Raw genomic sequence first — 18,676 nt, forward strand, 5'->3', positions numbered from 1 at the left:
CATGAGCAACACTCCTATCTCCATCGATGGACAGCGGCTGTGGCAGTCGCTGATGGACCTGGCGCGCATCGGCGCCACGGCCAAGGGCGGCAACTGCCGCCTGGCGCTGACCGCGCTCGACGGCCAGGGCCGTGATCTGGTCGCGGGCTGGATGCGCGACGCGGGCCTGACCGTGCGCGTGGACCAGGTCGGCAACATCTTCGCGCGCCGCGCCGGACGCGACGCCTCGCGCGCGCCGGTCATGACCGGCAGCCACATCGACACCCAGCCCACCGGCGGCAAGTTCGACGGCTGCTACGGCGTGCTGGCCGGGCTGGAAGTCATGCGCACCCTCAATGACCACGGCGTGCAGACCGACGCGCCGCTGGAAGTGGCGATCTGGACCAACGAGGAAGGCTCGCGCTTTCTGCCCGTGATGATGGGCTCGGGCGTGTTCGCCGGCAAATTCCCGCTCGAGACCGCGCTGAACGCGCGCGACGCCGAGGGCAAGTCGGTCGCCGACGAGCTGCGCGCCATCGGCTATGCCGGCGCCGACCCGGTGGGCGGACGCGCGGTGGACGCCTACTTCGAGGCGCACATCGAGCAAGGCCCCATCCTGGAACATGAGGACAGGATCGTCGGCGTGGTGACCGGCTCGCTGGGCGTGCGCTGGTACGACGTGGTGGTGCAAGGCATGGAGATGCACGCCGGGCCCACCCCGATGCCGATCCGCAAGGACGCGCTGTACGCGGCCAGCCATCTGCTGCAGGCGGTGGTCGAGATCGCCAACGCGCACCAGCCGCACGGCCGCGGCACGGTGGGCGAAATCCACGCCTACCCCGGCTCGCGCAACGTGATTCCCGGCCAGGTGCGCTTCACGGTGGACCTGCGCCACGAGGACGAAGCCACGCTCGCCGCCATGGACGCGCTGTGGCGCCAGGCCTGCGCCGACACGGCCGCGCGGCATGCCGTCTCGGTGCAGTGCGAGCAGGTGCAGTACTTCGCGCCCACGCCCTTCCATCCCGACCTGGTCGGCAAGGTGCGCGACGGCGCGCAGCGCCGCGGCCTGCCGGCCATGGACATCGTGACCGGCGCCGGCCACGACGCGGTCTACATGGCCGCGGTCGCGCCCACGGCGATGATCTTCGTGCCCTGCAAGGACGGCATCAGCCACAACGAAATCGAGGACGCCCAGCCCGCCCACCTGGAGGCCGGCTGCAACGTGCTGCTCGACGCCATGGTGGCGCGCGCCAACGCGCCGCGCTGATTCACCCCGCCCGGCGGCGCGCCGCCGGGCCTGCCCGCATCCGACTCCCATGACCCTGCACGATTCCGCCTACTGGCGCGCGCAAGCCGCCGCCCTCGCCCCCGAAGGCCGCGCCTATATCGACGGCGCCTACTGCGACGCCGCCGACGGCGCCACCTTCGCCGCGCACAGCCCGATCGACGGCCGCAAGCTGGCCGATGTCGCCGCCTGCGGGGCGGCCGACGTGGACCGCGCGGTGGCCGCCGCGCGCCGCGCCTTCGAGGCCGGCGTCTGGAGCGGCCTGGCCCCGCGCGAGCGCAAGAACCGCCTGCTGCGCCTGGCCGCGCTGATCGCCGAACACCAGGAAGAACTGGCGCTGCTCGAAACGCTGGACATGGGCAAGCCGATCCGCGACGCCCTGGCCTTCGACCTGCCCGAGACCGCCCGTTGCTACGCCTGGTACGCCGAGGCCATCGACAAGCGCTACGACGAGATCGCGCCCACCGGCGCCGACGCGCTGGCCACCATCACGCGCGAGCCGCTGGGCGTGGTGGCCGCCGTGGTGCCGTGGAACTACCCCTTGATGATGGCGGCCTGGAAAGTGGCGCCGGCGCTGGCCGTGGGCAACAGCGTCATTCTCAAGCCGGCGGAACAGGCCTCGCTGTCGGCGCTGCGGCTGGCCGCCCTGGCCGAACAGGCCGGCATCCCGCCCGGCGTGTTCAGCGTCGTGCCCGGCCTGGGCGCGCAGGCCGGGCAGGCGCTCGGCCTGCACCCGGATGTCGACTGCATCGCCTTCACCGGCTCGACGGCGACCGGCAAGCGCTTCATGACCTACTCGGGCCAGTCCAATCTCAAGCGCGTCTGGCTGGAGTGCGGCGGCAAGTCGCCCCATATCGTATTCGCCGACTGCCCCGACCTGGACCGCGCGGCCCAGGTGGCCGCGCTGGCGATCTTCTCCAACCAGGGCGAGGTCTGCATCGCCGGTTCGCGCCTGTACGTGCAGCACGGCATCTACGATGCCTTCATGGACAAAGTCGCCGCCTTCGCCGCCACCCTGCGCCCCGGCGATCCGCTGGACCCGGACAGCGCGCTGGGCGCCATGGTCGACGAGCGCCAGACGCAGGCGGTCATGGCCCGCATCGCCGCGGGGGCCCGCGAAGGCGCGCGGCTGCGCCTGGGCGGGCGGCAAGTGCTTGCCGACAGCGGCGGCTACTACATCGAACCGACCATCTTCGATTGCCCCGGCCAGGACAACTCGCTGGTGCGCGAGGAAATCTTCGGGCCGGTGCTGGCCGCGCAAGGCTTCGCCGACGAGGACGAGGCCATCGCGCTGGCCAACGACTCCATCTACGGGCTGGGCGCCGGGCTGTGGACCGCCGATCTCGGCCGCGCGCACCGCCTGTCGCGCCGCCTGCGCGCCGGGCTGGTGTGGGTCAACTGCTATGCCGATGGCGACATCACGGTGCCCTTCGGCGGCGTCAAGCAGTCCGGCTTCGGGCGCGACAAGTCGCTGCACGCGATGGACAAGTACAGCGACCTCAAGACCACCTGGATCAGCCTGCGCTGAAAACGGCGCCGGCCCCTCGCGGGGCCGGCTGCCTTGCGCGCCGATGCGGGCCGCGCCGGGCCCGCCGCGCATCGATCAGGGGTACAGCCCGCGCACCTGGCGCGCCTGCAGGATGCGGGTGCACGCCACGATGAAGGCCGCGGTGCGCAGGGTGACCTTGTGTTCCTTGGCCACCTGCGACACGGCGCTGTAGGCCTCGCGCATCAGGCGCTCGAGCCGCTGGTTGATCTCCTCCTCGCTCCAGAAGAAGCTGGAGAAGTCCTGCACCCACTCGAAGTAGCTGACCGTCACGCCGCCGGCGTTGGCCAGCACGTCGGGCACTACGTAGACGCCGTTTTCGCGCAGGATGTCGTCGGCTTCCGGGGTGGTCGGCCCGTTGGCGCCCTCGACCACGATCTTGGCGCGCACCTTGGCGGCGTTGCTCTCGTTAATCTGTCCCTCTAAAGCAGCGGGGATCAGGAAATCGGTCTCCAATCCCCAGAAATCGTCGTCGGCCAGCTGCTGCGCGCCGGTGAAACCGGCCACGCCGCCCTGGTTGCCGACGTGCGCCAGCAGCTTGTGCACGTCCAGCCCGCCGTCGTTGTGGATGGTGCCGGTGTGGTCCTGCACCGCGATCACCTTGGCGCCGGCCTCGTGGAACAGGCGCGCCGCGGTGCCGCCGACGTTGCCGAACCCCTGCACCACGATGCGGGCCTTGGATACGTCGATATCCAGGTCGCGCGCCGCCTCGCAGCCGACCACGAACACGCCGCGGCCGGTGGCCTCGACCCGGCCCAGGCTGCCGCCCAGGGCGATCGGCTTGCCGGTCACCACGCCGGTGGCGGTGGCGCCCTCGTTCATGGAATACGTGTCCATCATCCACGCCATGGTCTGGGCGTTGGTGTTCACGTCGGGGGCCGGGATGTCCTTGGACGGCCCGATGATGACGCCGATCTCCGAGGTGTAGCGGCGCGTCATGCGCTCGAGCTCGGAGTGCGACAGCGTGCGCGGGTCGACCCGCACCCCGCCCTTGGCGCCGCCGTATGGCAGGTTGACGGCGGCGTTCTTGATCGACATCCAGGCCGCCAGCGCCATCACTTCGGACAGGGTCACGTCCTGGTGGAAGCGCACTCCGCCCTTGCCCGGGCCGCGCGAGGTATTGTGCTGGACGCGGTAACCCTCGAAGTGGGCGATGGTGCCGTCGTCCATTTCGATCGGCACGTCCACGATCAGCGCGCGCTTGGGGCGCTTGAGCGTCTCGACCCAGCGGGCCAGCGGCCCCAGGTACGGCGTGACGCGGTCGACTTGCTGCAGGTAGATCCCCCAGGGGCCCAGATGCTCGGCATCCAGGTATGAGGGCAAGGCATGGGCGGGAGCTTGGGACATAGAGAGGATCTCCGGGCTGAGGTTGCGCTTATTTTTCCACGAAACCGACTACGACCCCAATAAAAAGAGATAAATATTTATTGGTGACGTATTAAAACAGCGCACCCTGCGACAACCTTCGGACAGGCCGTCCGGATCGGGCCGATCCGGACGGCCAACGTCCACATCCTAAGCCCGTGGCGGGCCCGTCGTCTACCGCGCGGCGCCGCCCAGCAGGCGCCACGCCAGGCGCGCCGCCACGCGCGCCGTGCGGTGGTCGATGTCGTAGGCCGGATTGCACTCGGCCAGGTCGGCCAGGCGCAGCTTGCCGCTGTCGCGCACGCGCATCGCCACCTCCTCCACCACCGCCAGCGGCACGCCGTAGGGCGCGGGCGCCGAAACCCCGGGCGCGGTCGCCGCCGGCAGCACGTCCAGGTCGATGGTCAGATACACGTGGCCGGCCGCCGCCAGCAGGGTATCGAGCTGGGCCAGGCGTTCGCCCAGGTGGGCTTCCTGCATGTGGCGGTCTTCCACCCAGACGGCGCCGATCTCGGCCGCCCGCGCATAGAGCGCGGGCGTGTTGCCCAGCGGCGAGACGCCCAGGCAGGCGTACTGCAGCGCGTGCCCATGCGCCGCGCAATACTCGGCGATCTGGTCGAACGGCGTGCCCGAGCTGCCCGGCCGCCCCGTGCGCAGGTCGAAATGCGCGTCAAGGTTGAGCACCAGCACCGGTTCGCGGTCGCCGCGCGCGTCCAGCCAGCGCCGCAAGCCCTGGAAACTGCCCCAGGCGATCTCGTGCCCGCCGCCCAGCACCACCGGCCGTGCGCCGGCCTGCAGCAGCGCCGCCACACGGCCGGCCAGCGCATCCTGCGCCGCCTCGAGCTGCTCGCCCTCGCACACCACGTCGCCGGCGTCGACCAGGCGCCGCAGATTGTGCGCCGGCAAGCCGGCCATCATGCGCCGGATGGCGCGCGGCGCCAGCGCCGCGCCGCGCCTTCCCTGGTTGCGAGCCACGCCGGCATCGCAGGCAAAGCCCAGCACCGCCGGATCGCCGGCGCCGGCGTCCTGCCCCGGCGCGACGATGTGCGCCAGGCGGCGCGTATCGCCACGCTCGCCGCTGTCGTCGCGCGCGGTCCAGATGGGCGCGGAATCATTGGCCAGGCTCATGCCGCCCCCTGCGATGCGCTCAGCACCGCCTGCAGGAAGGCGCGGGTACGCGCCTCGCGCGGCTGGCTGAAAATCAGCTCGGGCGGACCTGACTCGACGATGCTGCCGCCATCCATCACCGCCACCACATCGGCCACTTCGCGCGCGAAGCCCATTTCGTGCGTGACCACCATCATGGTCATGCCTTCGCGGGCCAGCAGCTTCATGACCTGCAGCACCTCGCCCACCAGTTCCGGGTCGAGCGCCGACGTGGGCTCGTCGAACAGCATCACGCGCGGCTGCATCGCCAGCGCGCGGGCGATCGCCACGCGCTGCTTCTGGCCGCCCGACAGCGATCCGGGCATGGCCGCCATCTTCTCGCGCAGCCCCACCTTGGCCAGCAGGTCGCCGCCCAGCTCCTCGGCCTGCGTCCGGCTCATGCCGCGCAGCGTGCGCGGCCCGATCGTCACATTGTCCAGCACCGACAGGTGCGGAAACAGGTTGAAGCCCTGGAACACCATCCCGACCTGCATGCGCAGGCGATTGAGCTCCGCCTCGGGCAGCAGCCGGCCATCCTTGAGCAGGTTGTGGCCGCAGATGTCGATGGTGCCGCCCTGCGCCACCTCCAGGCCGTTGCAGCAGCGCAAGAGCGTGCTCTTGCCCGAGCCGCTGGGCCCGATCACCACCACCACCTGCGAGGCCTCGACATTGAAATCGATGCCGCGCAGCACTTCGTGCTCGCCATAGGCCTTGCGCAGTCCGCGGATGCGGATCATTTCTTGCGTACTCATTGCACCATCCCTCCCGCGCGCAGGCGATGTTCGATCCGGCGCAGGATCGTCGTCGTCGCGGTCGTCAACACCAGGTAAATCAGGGCGACCACCAGATAGGTCTCGAGCGAGCGATACGACACGCTGATGATCTTCTGGCCTTCATGCATCAGGTCGTGGATCGTCAGCAGCGAAACCAGCGCGGAATTCTTGATCAGGGCGATGAACTCGTTGCCCAGCGGCGGAATCATGCGCACCACGGCCTGCGGCAGGATGATGATACGCATGGCCTGCGCGGAGGACATGCCCAGCGAGCGGGCCGCCTCCATCTGGCCGCGATCGACCGACTGGATGGCGCCGCGCACGATTTCCGAGACGTAGGCGCCCGAATAGATGCCCAGGCCGAGCACGCCGCAGGCGAACGCCGGCAGCGTGATGCCGAACTGCGGCAGCCCGAAGAACCAGATGAACAGCTGCACCAGCAGCGGCGTGCCGCGGAAGAACAGCAGGTATACGCTGCACAGGTTGTAGATGAAGCGGCGCTGCGGGTTGAGGCGGCCGACCCCGACCAGCAGGCCGATGACGCAGCCCAGCAGCAGCGCGCAGGCCGTCACCTCGACGGTGACGACGGCGCCGCGCAGCAATGCGTCGAAGTCGGCAAAGACAGGCGCGAAATCCAGCATCATTTGGCCTGCGCCTCGAACCACTTGTTGACGATGCGCTCGTAGGTGCCGTCAGCCTTCAGTTTCTTGAGGGCCTCGTTGAGCTCGCGGGTCAGCCCGGACTTGGACTTCGGCACGGCGATGCCGTACTCCTCGGTGGTGATCTGCTCGGCCAGCACGGTCAAGTCCTGCGTGCTTTGCGCGAACAGCTTGGCCGCCGGCTTGCCGGTCACGGCCGCATCGGCGCGGCCGATCTGCACCAGATTGAACATCTCCTGGTTCTTCTCGACCTCGACGCGCTGCACCTTGGGGAAATGCTCCTTCAGGTAGTTGACCGATTTGGTGCCCACCTGCACCGACACCTTGCGGCCTTCCAGGTCCTTGAGCGACTTGATCGGACCGTCCTTCTTGGTCAGCACCACCAGGCCGCCCGCATAGTACGGGTCGGTGAAATCCACCACTTTCTGGCGCTCGGCGGTGATGTAGATGGCCGACACCGCGATGTCGGCGCGGCCGGCCTGCAGCGCCGGGATCAGGCCCTTGAAGTCGATGTCGATCCATTCGACTTTCTTGCCCATGGCCTGGGCCAGCGCTTCGACCAGTTCGATATCGAAGCCCGTGCGCTTGCCGTCCTTGACGAATTCCATGGGCGGGAACGTCGCGTCGGTCACGGCGCGGATGGTTTCCTGGGCATGCGCGGCGCCGGCGCCCCAGGCCAGGCTCAGGGTCAGGGCGGCGGTCAGCAGTTGGCGGCGAGTCGTCATGATGCTTCCTTTGGTGATGGATACGGCGTTGGAATGAAGAAGGCCGTATGGATGGATACGGCCACAGGGGTACGTCAGGAATGCTGCAAGCGGCTGGAAATGCGTTTGGCGGCCGCCAGCGTCAGGTTGATCAGGGTCGTGGTGCGGTCGGCCACGCGCGTCGAAGGCGCCATCAGGGTGACCGAGCCGGCGGCCTGGTGCGGCCGCTCGAACACCGGCGCGCTGCAGCCCCACACGCCGGCGTCGACCTCGCTGTCGCTGACCGCGTAGCCGGCGGCGCGGATCGCCTCCAGGTCGCGCGCCAGCGCGGCGGCGTCGACGCCCTGCCCGGCCAGTTCGTGCAGCCGCCCCTGCAGGCGCGCCGGCGCCATGAACGCCATCAGCGACTTGGCCGAGGCCCCCCGCGCCAGCGGCAGGCCGCGACCCTTGACGAACGAGCAGCGCAGCGGATGCCGGCTTTCGACCATCTCCAGGCAGACCGCCTGGTCGGACATGGCCACCAGCAAGCCCACCGTCTCGCCCGAATCGGCGGCCAGGCGGGTCATGTCGGGCAAGGCTTCCTGGATCAGATAGGAAGACTGGTCGAAGCCGCGCGCCAGTTGCACGCACAGGGGGCCCGGCGTATAGGCGCCGGCCTGCTCCAGCACGAACCCCCAGCGCTTGAGCAGGGCCACCTGCCGGTACAGCGTGCTCTGGGCCAGGCCGGTGCGCTCGGCCAGCGCCGCCACGGTCAGCGGGGCCTCTTCGCGCGCCAGCGTGGCCAGCACGTACAGCACGCGCTCGGCGCCACCCGCGATGGCTTGTTCTTGCATGTCGGTCGTTCCTTGAGATTGCGTGCGCAGATTATTCAGTTTTTCCCATTTTCTCAGAATTCATTCTCAATTTATGAGAATTTCTAGGGAAAACCCCGAGCAAAAAAAATGCCGCCCGGGTGGGCGGCACATGATCAGGGGGGAAGCAGGAACAGGGAGGCTGCCCCCTGCCAGGGTGCCTGTCCGCGCAGGGACAGGCACCGAGAAGTTGGCGGGTGCCAGTCCCCATCCGGGGACAGGCACCCGGGTTAGTCGTAGGAGTTCAGGCGCACGCCCGACACGCCGGACAGCGTGCGGCCTTCGCCTTGCGGCGCCGCGGCAGGCGCGGCCGCGGGTTGCGCCGCGGGCGGCGTCTCGGCGGCCGGGGCCAGCCGGGGCGTGGCCACCGCGCCATGGCGCGCCTGCCGTTCGGCCTCGGCGCGGGCGATCATGGGCTTGAGCTCGCGCGCCAGCGCCTCGGACTTGCCGAAGGCGGCCCAGTCGGCCGCGCTCATGCCCTTCAGGTTGCGCGTCGTGATATCGGCGCCCGCATCCAGCAGCAACTGCACCGTGCGGCGATCGCCCGAATACGCGGCCATCATCAGCGGCGTGGTGCCGTCGGGCGACGGCGCGTTGACCAGCGCCTGCTTGCCCAGCAGCATGCGCGCGGTCTCCAGCCGACCCTTCGACGCCGCATAGTGCAGCGGCGTCCAGCCCAGCCGGTTGACCTGCGCGCCGCGCGCGATCAGCGCCTGCGCGCGCTCGGTCTGCCCCGCCACCGCCAGGTACATCAAGGGCGTTTCGCCCGCCGGGTTCTCGGCGTTGAGGTCGGTGCGGCGGTTGGCCGCCAGCACATCGAACACCTCCCAGGCGTTGTCGACCACCGCCCGCATGATGGCCGGCTGGCCATTGCCGTAGCGCACGTTGGGATCGGCGCCCGCCGCCAGCAAGGCGCCGATGTCGCGGGCCTTGTCGTTATGGACGTACACCCACCAGTCGGCCTGCTTGGCCGCCCAGGCGGGGCTGGCCAGCAGCGCGCCGGCAAGCAGGCCGCCGGCCGCGGCGCCGCGCCAGCGCAGCAAACGGGTATGCAAGGGTTTCATGGGGCTACCGCCATAATCTTGAATTCACTTTAAATAAATCAGATTAAATTATCTCTTTATCTTATTGAAAAGTTTGAAGAAATTTTCGGTAGACGCCTGAGCCACCTCGGCCACCGGAATGCCCTTGAGCTCGGCGATCTTCTCGGCCACATGGATCACCTTGGACGGATCGTTCAGCTTGCCCCGGTATGGCACCGGCGCCAGGTACGGCGAGTCGGTCTCGATCAGCAGCCGGTCCAGCGGCATATTGGCGGCGACCTCATGCACGAGCTGCGCGTTCTTGAACGTCACGATGCCCGAAAGCGAGATATGGAAATTCAGCGCCATGGCCTGCTGAGCGATGTCCCAGGACTCGGTGAAACAGTGCATCACGCCGCCGACCGCGTCGGCGCCCTCTTCGCGCAGCACGCGCACCGTGTCCTGCGCCGAGGCGCGCGTATGCACGATCAGCGGCAGGCCGGTGGCGCGCGCGGCGCGGATGTGGCGGCGAAAGCGCTCACGCTGCCAGTCCAGCGGCTCGCTCAGGCGGTAATAGTCCAGCCCGGTCTCGCCGATGGCCACCACCTTGGGGTGCGCGGCCAGGCGCTCCAGCTCGGCGGGCTCGGGGTCGGGCGTGTCTTCATAGTCGGGGTGCACCCCCACCGACGCCCAGAGGTTGCCGTGCGGCTCGACCAATTGCATCAGGCCAGGCCAGTCCGGCATGTTGACGCTGACCACCAGCGCGTGGGTGACCTGGTTGGCGGCCATGCGGTCCAGCACGGCCGGCAGGTCTTGCGCCAATTCGGGAAAATTCAGATGACAGTGGGAGTCTACGTACATACGGACCACAAAATACGGATCACAGGAGCATCGGGCCGCGGCCCGATCGTCACTGGCAGGATAGCACCACGCGCTGCAAGGCCGCGTGCACGAACAGCTTGGCGTTCAGCGGATGCGTGGCCAGCCCGCGCTGGCGGCTCAGCCAGCGCGCGGTCTCGGCCAGTTGCGCGGGCCGCGCCCGCGCGGCGGCTTGCCGCACCGGCTCGGCCAGCGAGGGATAGTAGCGGCTGGCCGAGCCATGGGCGGCCAGCGTCAGGTCGGTGAACAGGCGCTGCAAGGCGTCGATCCACTCGGCCGCCGCCACCTTTTCCAGGCTTTCGGTCAGTGTGCCCACATCGGGCGTCTTGCCCGCGGCCAGCGGCTGCACCAGCTGCCCCAGCCAGGCCGGACACGGCGTATCGCCCCGGGCCGCCAGGCGCTGCGCCGCCAGCGGCGCGCCACCGGCGGCGGCCAGCCAGTCGGCCGCCGGCTCCACGCCCTGCTCGCCCAGCCATTGCAGCGCCTGCCCGGCCGCCGGCGTGGGCAGCGGCAGGCGCCGGCAGCGCGATACCAGCGTGGGCAACAGCCGATCGGGCGCATCGGCCACCAGCAGGAACACCGTGTGCGCGGGCGGCTCCTCCAGCACCTTCAGCAAGGCGTTGGCCGATATCACGTTCAGCGCGTGCGCCGGATACAGCAGCGCCACGCGCCAGCCGCCCCGGTGCGTGGCGGTGTTGAACCATGGCTCGAGCGCGCGGATCTGGTCGATGCGGATATCCTTGGACGGCGCGCGCTTGGCCGCCCCGGCGCCGGCCTCGGCCTCCTCGGCGCCTTCGGCCTGGTCGGCGCCCTCTTCCAGCGCGACCGCCTCCGGACGGATGCGCCGCAGATCCGGATGATTGCCGCTGGACACCCAGGCGCAGGCCGCGCACGCGCCGCACGCCAGGCCCTGGTTCGGCGACTCGCACAACAGGCTGGCCGCGGCGGCCGCCGCGAAGTCCAGCTTGCCGATGCCGCCATTGCCATGGATCAGCCAGGCATGCGCGAAACGGTCGCGCTCGCTGAGCCAGGAGCGCGCGATCTCCGTCTGCCAGGGCAGGAATTGTCCGAGGCTCATGCCGGTTGCGCCACCAGCTCGCGCACCTCGCCGTCGAGCTGCGCGCGCACGACCTCGAGCGGCCGGCTCGAATCGATGATGCGGATACGTCCATCCGAGGCGCGCGCCCGTTCGTGATAGGCGGCGCGGGTGCGCTCGAAGAACGCGTCTTCCTCGCGCTCGAAGCGGTCGAGCTGGCGCGAGCGCGCCAGCCGGGCGCGCGCCACGTCCAGCGGCACGTCGAACAGCCAGGTGCGGTCGGGCTGCAGGTCGGGATGCACCCACTGCTCCAGCACGGCCACGCGCGCCGCGCCCAATTGGCGTCCGCCGCCCTGGTAGGCATAGGACGCATCGGTGAAACGGTCGCACACCACCCATTCGCCACGCGCCAGCGCCGGCGCGATCACTTCGCGCACGTGCTCGCAACGCGCCGCGAACATCAGCAGGGTTTCGGTTTCCAGGGTCATGGGCTCGGACAGCAGCAGCTCGCGCAGCTTCTCGCCCACCGGCGTGCCGCCGGGCTCGCGGGTGGCCAGCACCGTCAGGCCCAGGGCGCGCAGCGCCTGCACCATCCATGCCGTATGGGTGCTCTTGCCGGCGCCATCCACGCCCTCCAGCGTAATGAAACGTCCACGCGGGGTCATTGCTGCGATCCTTGTTGCGGTTGTCCTTGTCCCAATATGTAGCGCGATACGTTGCGGTTGTGGTCGTTCAGGTTGACCGAGAACTCGCTGGTGCCGTTGCCGCGCGACACGAAGAACAGGTATTTGTGGCGTTCGGGCTGCACCGCCGCCAGCAGCGCGGCGCGCCCGGGCGCGGCGATGGGCGTGGGCGGCAGGCCCGGACGGGTGTAGGTGTTCCACGGCGTGTCGGTCTGCAGGTCGCGCTTGCGGATGCGGCCCTGGTAGGCCTCGCCCATGCCGTAGATCACGGTCGGGTCGGTCTGCAGCAGCATGCCGATGCGCAGGCGGTTGGCGAACACCCCGGCCACGCGCGCGCGCTCCGGCCCATGGCCGGTCTCCTTCTCGACGATGGACGCCAGGATCAGCGCCTCGTAGGGCGTGCCCACCGGCAGGCCCTCCTGGCGCTTGGCCCAGGTCGACGCCAGGATGCGCTGCCCTTCCTGGTAGGCGCGCCGCAGGATGTCGAAATCCGTGCTGCCCGGGGTGAACACATAGGTGTCGGGAAAGAACATGCCCTCGGGATGGGCCACCGTCGAGCCCAGCCTTTCCATCAGGGCCTCGTCGCTGATTTCTCCCAGGGTCTGCCTGACGTCCGGATGCTCGCGCAGCGCCTGGCGCATCTGCCGGAAGGTCCAGCCCTCAAGGAATGTGATCTGGCGCTGGCTCATGTCGCCGCGCGCCAGCCGCTGCAGCAACTGCCAGGGCGAGTCGCCGTTGATGGCCTGGTAGCCGCCGGCCTTGATCTGCTTGTCCAGCTCGGACAGGCGCGCCATCCAGACGAAGCCCGGCTCCCAGACCTCCACGCCGGCCTGGTTGAGAGTACGCGCGATGGCGCGCGGCGTGCTGCCCGGATCCACCACGAAATCGATGCGGTCCGACTTGAGCGCCACCGGCCTGTGCATCCAGGTCCAGGCGCCGCCGGCCGCCAGCGCGGCGCCGAGCAGGGCCACCAGCACGAGCAGCAGAAAATAGAAACGAATGCGTTTTCTCATAAGTGTGCGCAAGTTTAATGGATCGCGGGCGCGGCGGCAGGCCCGCCCACGCCCCCGCGATCAGCCGGGTCATACGGGCTGGCGCCGGCAGCCGCGGGTATCATCGGGGTTTGTTCGACGCCGCGCGGCCCGCGCCGGTTCGCGGGTCGGCGTCATCCGCCCCTTTTAGAATTCCGCCATGCACGCTTTCTACGATTCGATTCCCGCGCGCGCCGATGGTTCGGCGCAATGCGCGCCGCTGGCCAGCCTGCGCGTCATCGGCGCATCCGGCGCCGACGCGCTGGCTTTCCTGCATGGGCAACTGACCCAGGACGTCACCGGCCAACCCGCCGACCATGCCCGCCTGGCCGGCTACTGCACCGCCAAGGGCCGCCTGCTGGCCACGCTGGTCATGTGGCGCGCCGCCGCGGCGGACGAAAACGCCCCCGTATGGCAGGCGCTGGTGCGCGCCGACATCGCCGAGGCCGTGCTCAAGCGCCTGTCCATGTTCGTCTTGCGCGCCAAGGCGCGGCTGGCGCCGGTGGCGGCGTGGGCGGCGGGCGTGCAATGCGCCCCCGCCGCGCTGGCCGCGCTGCAGGACGCCGCCGGCGGCGCCCTGCCCGCCGCGCCCTGGCAACGCGCCGACTTGCCCACGGGAACCTGGATCGGCGCGCCCTCGGCCGATGCGCAGCCGCGCTGGTGGTGGATCGCCACCGACGCGCAGCTGGAGCACGCCGGCGCGCTGGCGGCGCACCTGGGCCGAGCGTCCGAATCGGCCTGGCAGGCCGCCGACCTGGCCGCCGGCCTGCCCTGGATCGGCGCGGCCACGCAGGACGTCTTCATTCCGCAGACGGTCAACCTGGATCTCATCGGCGGCGTCAGCTTCACCAAGGGCTGCTATCCGGGCCAGGAAGTGGTGGCGCGCAGCCATTACCGCGGCACGGTCAAGCGCCGCATGGCCCATGGCGTGATCGCGCAGGCACCGGCCGACCTGCCCGAGCCCCTGGCCGGCCAGGATATCTACGACAGTGCGCGGCCGGACGAACCCTGCGGACGCGTGGTCGACGCCGCGCGCAGCGACGGGCGGCTCGCGCTGCTGTTCGAGACCACGCTGGCCAGCCTGCCCGGCGGCGACCTGCGGCTGGGCAGCGCGGATGGCCCGCGCATCGCCCTGGCGCCACTGCCTTACGAACTGGCCGGCAACGCCGCCGGCTAGGCCCCCGGCTACACCGCCACGCCGAACAAGGCCCCCACGCCCGCGGTCAGGGCCATGGCGGCCGCCCCCAGCGCCACCACCCGCCAGGCGGCCGGCCCCACCGGCGCGCCGCCGACACGCGCGGCCACCGCGCCCAATATGCCCAGTCCGGCCACCGACCCGGCGATCACCACCGGCATCAGTTGCGCCAGCGGCGCCGCCATGGCGATGGCCAGCGGCAGCGCCGCCCCGGCGGCGAACGAGGCGGCCGAGGCCAGGGCCGCCTGCACCGGCTGGGCGCGGTTGTGCACCGAAATGCCCAGTTCGTCGCGCGCATGCGCGTCCAGGGCATTGTGGTTCGTCAACTGGCGCGCCACCTGCCCCGCCAGGTCGGGCGAGAGGCCCCGTTCGACATAAATGCCGGTCAGCTCTTCGAGTTCTTCGCGCGAATTGCGCTTGAGCGAACGCTGTTCCAGCCGCAGGTCGGCCGCCTCGATGTCGGCCTGCGATTTCACCGATACGTACTCGCCGGCGGCCATGGACAGCGCGCCGGCCACCAGGCCGGCCAGGCCCGAAGTCAGGATGGCGGCATGGCTGGCTTGCGCGGCCGCCACCCCGGCGATCAGGCTGGCGGTGGAGACGATGCCGTCATTGGCGCCCAGCACTGCGGCGCGCAGCCAGCCGGAACGGAAGATGCGATGATGGGATCGGGCGGGCATGGGCAGGCGTCACTCGTGGCGGCCGGGATTGGCGCGCCAAGTATAGGCCGCCGCGCCGTTCAACGCGGCGTCACCCGCACCGCGGTCATCAGCCCCACCAGGCACAACGTGCTGCGCTCGCCGCGGCAGGCGCGCACCTCCACCTGGCAGATGCTCAGCCGCCTGCCAGGCTTGAGCACCTTGCCGCTGGCCACGAAGCGCTCGCCATCTGCCGGCGCCAGGAAGTTCATCTTGAACTCCGAAGTCAGCACGTCTTCGCCAGGCCCGAACAGCGTATAGGCGGCATACCCCCCCGCGCTGTCGGCAATGGTGGTGGAAATGCCGGCATGCAGGAAGCCGTTCTGCTGGCACAGGTCGGCGCGATACGGCAGCGCGATCCCGACCTCGCCGGGCTCGACGGCGTCCAGGCGCGCGCCGATCAGCGCCATGATGCTTTGCCGCGCAAAATTGTCGCGCACACGCTGGCGCGCGGCCTCGAAAGCCTCGGTATCGGGCATGCAAGCCTCTCGCGGAATGGCCCTGGCCATCCGGCCAGGGCGGGATCAGTTGCGTTCGCCCGGCGAATACAGATTGACGATGCTGGAGAAATCCAGCCCGCCGCTGCCGCCCTGGCTGTGCAGCGAATACAGGTTGCGCGCCAGTTCTCCCAGCGGAATGGACGAGCGCGTGCCCAGCGCCGCCTCGGCCGCCAGCCCCAGGTCCTTGAGCATCAGGTCCACGCCGAAGCCGCCGGCATAGCCCTTGGACGCCGGCGCATGCTCCATGACGCCCGGCCAGGGGTTGTACAGCTCGGTAGCCCAGTTGCGGCCCGAGCTCTTGCTGATGATGTCCGACAGCACCTTGGGGTCCAGGCCGTTGGCCACGCCCAGCGCCAGCGCCTCGGAGGTGCCGGCCATCAGGATGCCCAGCAGCATGTTGTTGCAGATCTTGGCCACCTGCCCCGCGCCGGCGCCGCCGGCATGGAAGATGTTCTTGCCCATGCTGGCCAGCACCGGCCGCGCGCGCTCCAGCGCCTGCGCCTCGCCCCCGACGATGAAAGTCAGCGTGCCGGCCGCCGCCCCGCCCGTGCCGCCGGAGACCGGCGCATCGATCATGGCGATGCCGCGCGCCTGCGCCGCGGCGGCCACCTTGCGCGCCGAATCGGGCGCGATGGTGCTGCACTCGATGACCAGCGCGCTGGCGCCGATGCCGGCCAGCAGGTCCTGGCCCAGGTACAGGCCTTCGACATGCTTGCTGGCCGGCAGCATGGAAATGACGAGTTCGGCGCCCTGCACCGCCTCGGCGGCCGAGCCGGCCGCGCGCGCGCCGGCGTCGGTCAGCGTCTTGACCGCCGCCGGCACCAGGTCGAATACCGTCAGGTCGTGGCCCGCCTTGACCAGGTTCAGCGCCATGGGCGCGCCCATGTTGCCCAGACCGATGAATGCAATGCTGCTCATGATGGTTGTCTCCTGTGCGTCATAGGGGAACGAGCGGACCGGCGCGCCTAGGCGCCGCGGCCCAGGTCCGCCAGCGGATGCGGCTGGCCGGCCGGCCAGGGCTCGTCAAAGAACTTGCGCACCCAGTCGTCGCTGGCCTCGGACAGGGTGGCGGGATTCCAGCGCGGCTGCCTGTCCTTGTCGACCAGCAGCGCACGGATGCCTTCGGCGAAATCGCCGTGCGCCGCGCAGGCCAGCGCGGCCACGTACTCGATGCGGAATACGTCGGCCAGCGAGCGCAGCCGCGTATGCTGCTGCAGGGCATACGCCAGCCGCGCCGAGCCGGGCGAGCCGGCCAGCATGGTGGCCGCGGCCCTGGCCAGCCAGGGATCGGCGTGGTCCTTGAGTTCGGCGATCTCGGCGTAGATGTCGTCCAGCCGCTTGCTGCCGCACAGGCTGTTCACCAGGAACGCGTGCTGGCGCAGGGGGCCGGGCTCCAGCTGCGCCGGGGGCTCGTGCGCCAGCAGCGCCTGGCGCAGCAGGCCGTCGTTGATCGAGCGCGGCGCCGCGTTGCCGGTGCCCTGCCCGCCCGGCTGGCCGGCCCACGGCAGGCTCAGCAGGGAGGCGCAGAAGTCCGGCCACCGCGCCGAATCGAGCCGGAAATCGGCCAGCCCGGCAAAGAAGGCGTCGGAGGCATTCACGTGCGCGCCGGTCAGCGCCAGGAACAGCCCGGTGCGCCCCGGCATGCGGTTGAGCAGCCAGCTGCCGCCCACGTCGGGAAACAGCCCGATGGTGATCTCGGGCATGGCCATGCGCGTGGTCTCGCTGACCACGCGGTGGCTGGCGCCCATCATCAGGCCCACGCCGCCGCCCATGACGATGCCGTGGCCCCAGCACAGCACCGGCTTGGGATAGGTGTGGATCAGGTAATCCAGCCGGTACTCGTGCTCGAAGAAGCGGCGCGCATGCGTGTTGGCCCAGGCGTCGCCGCTGGTGTTCTCGCGCATGCTGCGGTAGAGCCCGTGCAGGTCGCCGCCGGCGCAGAACGCCTTCTCGCCCGCCCCTTGCAGGATGACCATCGCCACGGCGGCGTCGTCGGCCCACGCGCGCAGGCGCGCGTCGAGCAGCTCGACCATCTCGAGCGACAGGCCGTTGAGGGTCTGCGGCGCGTTGAGCGTGGCCACGCCCAGGCGCACGCCATTGTCGGCAATTCGTTCTTCAAACAGCACGGGCGCATTCATCGGATATCGGCTCCTTTTTCAAGCAATTGTCGGGCGACGATGACCCGCATGATCTCGTTCGTGCCCTCCAGGATCTGGTGCACGCGAGTATCGCGCACCAGGCGCTCGAGCGGATAGTCGCGCAAATACCCATATCCGCCATGGATCTGCTGCGCGTCCAGGCAGATCTGGAAACCCATGTCGGTGGCGAAGCGCTTGGCCATGGCGCAATAGGTGCTGGCGTCGGCCGAACCGGCGTCCAGCTTGCAGGCGGCCAGCCGCACCATCTGGCGCGCCGCCACCAGGTGCGTGGCCATGTCGGCCAGCTTGAACTGCAGGGCCTGGAACTGCGCCAGCTTGCGGTTGAACTGGCGCCGCTCGTCCATGTAGCGGCGCGCCGCGTCCATGGCGCCCTGGGCCGCGCCGACCGAGCAGGTGCCGATGTTGATGCGTCCTCCGTCCAGGCCCTTCATGGCAATCTTGAAGCCCTCGCCGGGCTCGCCCAGCATGTGCGAGGCGGGCACGCGCACCTGCTCGAACGTGATGGGCCGCGTGGACTGGCTGTTCCAGCCCATCTTCTCTTCCTTGCGGCCGTAGGCGATGCCCGCGGCGTCGGCGGGCACGGCAAAGGCGCTGACCCCGCCCGGCCCGTCGCCGCCGGTGCGCGCCATCACCACCAGCAGGTCGGTGTCGCCGCCGCCCGAGATGAAGGCCTTGGCGCCATTGAGCACGTAGTCATCGCCCTGGCGCTCGGCCCGCGTGGCCAGCGAACCGGCGTCCGAGCCCGCATTGGGCTCGGTCAGGCAGTACGACGCCAGCTTCTCGCCGCTGGCCAAGAGCGGCCCCCATTGCTCGCGCACCGCCGGCCGGGCCCATTGCCCCACCATCCAGGTGGCCATGTTGTGGATTGTCAGGAAAGCCGTGGTCGATGGGTCCACGGCCGCCATCTCCTCGAAGACCAGCGTGGCGTCGAGCCGGGGCAGGCCCAGCCCGCCGATGTCCTCGCTGGCATAGATGGCGCAAAAGCCCAGTTCGCCGGCGCGGGCGAAGGCCTCGCGCGGAAAAATGCCCTCGGCGTCCCAGCGCGCCGCGTGCGGCGCCAGCTCGCCCTGTGCATAGTCGCGCGCGGCCTGCGCGAACGCGCGCTGCTCGTCGGTGAGTTCGAAATCCACGGCCAGTCTCCCTATGTTCTCGGTATGGTCAGGCA

19 protein-coding genes are annotated in these 18,676 nt (G+C 70.0%); 3 read left to right on the top strand and 16 right to left on the bottom strand.

The genetic code is table 11. The annotated features are described in order from the left end of the window. Window position 1: 1 nt before the first annotated feature. A complete protein-coding gene (locus CAL11_RS11215; RefSeq protein ID WP_086092977.1) occupies window positions 2-1,246 on the top strand; it encodes a Zn-dependent hydrolase in 1,245 nt (414 codons plus the stop codon). A gap of 49 nt (window positions 1,247-1,295) precedes the next feature. Beyond that, a complete protein-coding gene (locus CAL11_RS11220; protein ID WP_086092978.1) occupies window positions 1,296-2,792 on the top strand; it encodes an aldehyde dehydrogenase in 1,497 nt (498 codons plus the stop codon). A gap of 75 nt (window positions 2,793-2,867) precedes the next feature. Here the strand turns inward: CAL11_RS11220 and CAL11_RS11225 are convergent, their stop codons facing one another. From CAL11_RS11225 to mltG, 11 genes are all read right to left on the bottom strand, one after another. Continuing rightward, complete coding sequence (locus tag CAL11_RS11225; protein ID WP_086092979.1) at window positions 2,868-4,157, bottom strand: Glu/Leu/Phe/Val family dehydrogenase; 1,290 nt, start codon at window positions 4,155-4,157, stop codon at window positions 2,868-2,870. A 192-nt stretch (window positions 4,158-4,349) separates the two neighbouring features. After that, the gene (hutG, locus tag CAL11_RS11230; protein WP_033465144.1) at window positions 4,350-5,303 is read right to left on the bottom strand and encodes a formimidoylglutamase; all 954 of its coding nucleotides are present in this window, start codon (window positions 5,301-5,303) and stop codon (window positions 4,350-4,352) included. Continuing rightward, window positions 5,300-6,073, bottom strand: a complete 774-nt coding sequence (locus CAL11_RS11235; RefSeq protein ID WP_033465147.1) for an amino acid ABC transporter ATP-binding protein — start codon at window positions 6,071-6,073, stop codon at window positions 5,300-5,302. The genes hutG and CAL11_RS11235 overlap by 4 nt, the downstream gene beginning before the upstream one ends. Beyond that, window positions 6,070-6,738 carry an amino acid ABC transporter permease gene (locus tag CAL11_RS11240; RefSeq protein ID WP_003811721.1) on the bottom strand — a complete coding sequence of 223 codons (669 nt, stop codon included), beginning with the start codon at window positions 6,736-6,738 and terminating at the stop codon, window positions 6,070-6,072. Before CAL11_RS11240 ends, CAL11_RS11235 begins: the two co-directional genes overlap by 4 nt. Continuing rightward, window positions 6,735-7,478, bottom strand: a complete 744-nt coding sequence (locus CAL11_RS11245; RefSeq protein WP_033465149.1) for a glutamine ABC transporter substrate-binding protein — start codon at window positions 7,476-7,478, stop codon at window positions 6,735-6,737. The genes CAL11_RS11240 and CAL11_RS11245 overlap by 4 nt, the downstream gene beginning before the upstream one ends. 74 nt (window positions 7,479-7,552) lie before the next feature. Then, window positions 7,553-8,290, bottom strand: coding sequence for an IclR family transcriptional regulator (locus tag CAL11_RS11250; protein WP_033465152.1), 738 nt, complete (start codon window positions 8,288-8,290; stop codon window positions 7,553-7,555). A gap of 248 nt (window positions 8,291-8,538) precedes the next feature. Further along, a complete protein-coding gene (locus CAL11_RS11255; RefSeq protein WP_086092980.1) occupies window positions 8,539-9,372 on the bottom strand; it encodes an ankyrin repeat domain-containing protein in 834 nt (277 codons plus the stop codon). A gap of 48 nt (window positions 9,373-9,420) precedes the next feature. After that, on the bottom strand, window positions 9,421-10,191 hold the full coding sequence (locus tag CAL11_RS11260; RefSeq protein WP_086092981.1) for a TatD family hydrolase: 771 nt from the start codon (window positions 10,189-10,191) through the stop codon (window positions 9,421-9,423). 49 nt (window positions 10,192-10,240) lie between these two features. Beyond that, entirely contained in the window at window positions 10,241-11,287 is a 1,047-nt protein-coding gene (gene holB / locus CAL11_RS11265) for a DNA polymerase III subunit delta' (protein WP_086092982.1), read from the bottom strand. After that, complete coding sequence (gene tmk, locus CAL11_RS11270; RefSeq protein ID WP_086092983.1) at window positions 11,284-11,910, bottom strand: dTMP kinase; 627 nt, start codon at window positions 11,908-11,910, stop codon at window positions 11,284-11,286. The genes holB and tmk overlap by 4 nt, the downstream gene beginning before the upstream one ends. Next, entirely contained in the window at window positions 11,907-12,941 is a 1,035-nt protein-coding gene (gene mltG, locus CAL11_RS11275; RefSeq protein ID WP_167382487.1) for an endolytic transglycosylase MltG, read from the bottom strand. The genes tmk and mltG overlap by 4 nt, the downstream gene beginning before the upstream one ends. A 178-nt stretch (window positions 12,942-13,119) precedes the next feature. Here mltG and CAL11_RS11280 point away from each other — a divergent pair, with 178 nt between their 5' ends. Beyond that, the gene (locus CAL11_RS11280; RefSeq protein ID WP_086092985.1) at window positions 13,120-14,136 is read left to right on the top strand and encodes a YgfZ/GcvT domain-containing protein; all 1,017 of its coding nucleotides are present in this window, start codon (window positions 13,120-13,122) and stop codon (window positions 14,134-14,136) included. Between the two features lie 8 nt (window positions 14,137-14,144). Here the strand turns inward: CAL11_RS11280 and CAL11_RS11285 are convergent, their stop codons facing one another. The 5 genes from CAL11_RS11285 to CAL11_RS11305 are packed head-to-tail and all read right to left on the bottom strand — an operon-like array spanning window position 14,145 to window position 18,641. After that, a complete protein-coding gene (locus CAL11_RS11285; RefSeq protein WP_086092986.1) occupies window positions 14,145-14,834 on the bottom strand; it encodes a VIT1/CCC1 transporter family protein in 690 nt (229 codons plus the stop codon). Between the two features lie 59 nt (window positions 14,835-14,893). Then, complete coding sequence (locus CAL11_RS11290) at window positions 14,894-15,331, bottom strand: PaaI family thioesterase (protein WP_015063764.1); 438 nt, start codon at window positions 15,329-15,331, stop codon at window positions 14,894-14,896. Between the two features lie 45 nt (window positions 15,332-15,376). Next, entirely contained in the window at window positions 15,377-16,270 is an 894-nt protein-coding gene (gene mmsB, locus CAL11_RS11295; RefSeq protein ID WP_015063763.1) for a 3-hydroxyisobutyrate dehydrogenase, read from the bottom strand. A 47-nt stretch (window positions 16,271-16,317) separates the two neighbouring features. Then, on the bottom strand, window positions 16,318-17,490 hold the full coding sequence (locus CAL11_RS11300) for an enoyl-CoA hydratase/isomerase family protein (RefSeq protein WP_086092987.1): 1,173 nt from the start codon (window positions 17,488-17,490) through the stop codon (window positions 16,318-16,320). Next, complete coding sequence (locus CAL11_RS11305; protein ID WP_086092988.1) at window positions 17,487-18,641, bottom strand: acyl-CoA dehydrogenase family protein; 1,155 nt, start codon at window positions 18,639-18,641, stop codon at window positions 17,487-17,489. Before CAL11_RS11305 ends, CAL11_RS11300 begins: the two co-directional genes overlap by 4 nt. Window positions 18,642-18,676: the final 35 nt, after the last annotated feature.

The organism is Bordetella genomosp. 6 (assembly GCF_002119705.1).
Classification (GTDB): domain Bacteria; phylum Pseudomonadota; class Gammaproteobacteria; order Burkholderiales; family Burkholderiaceae_B; genus Bordetella; species Bordetella bronchiseptica_F.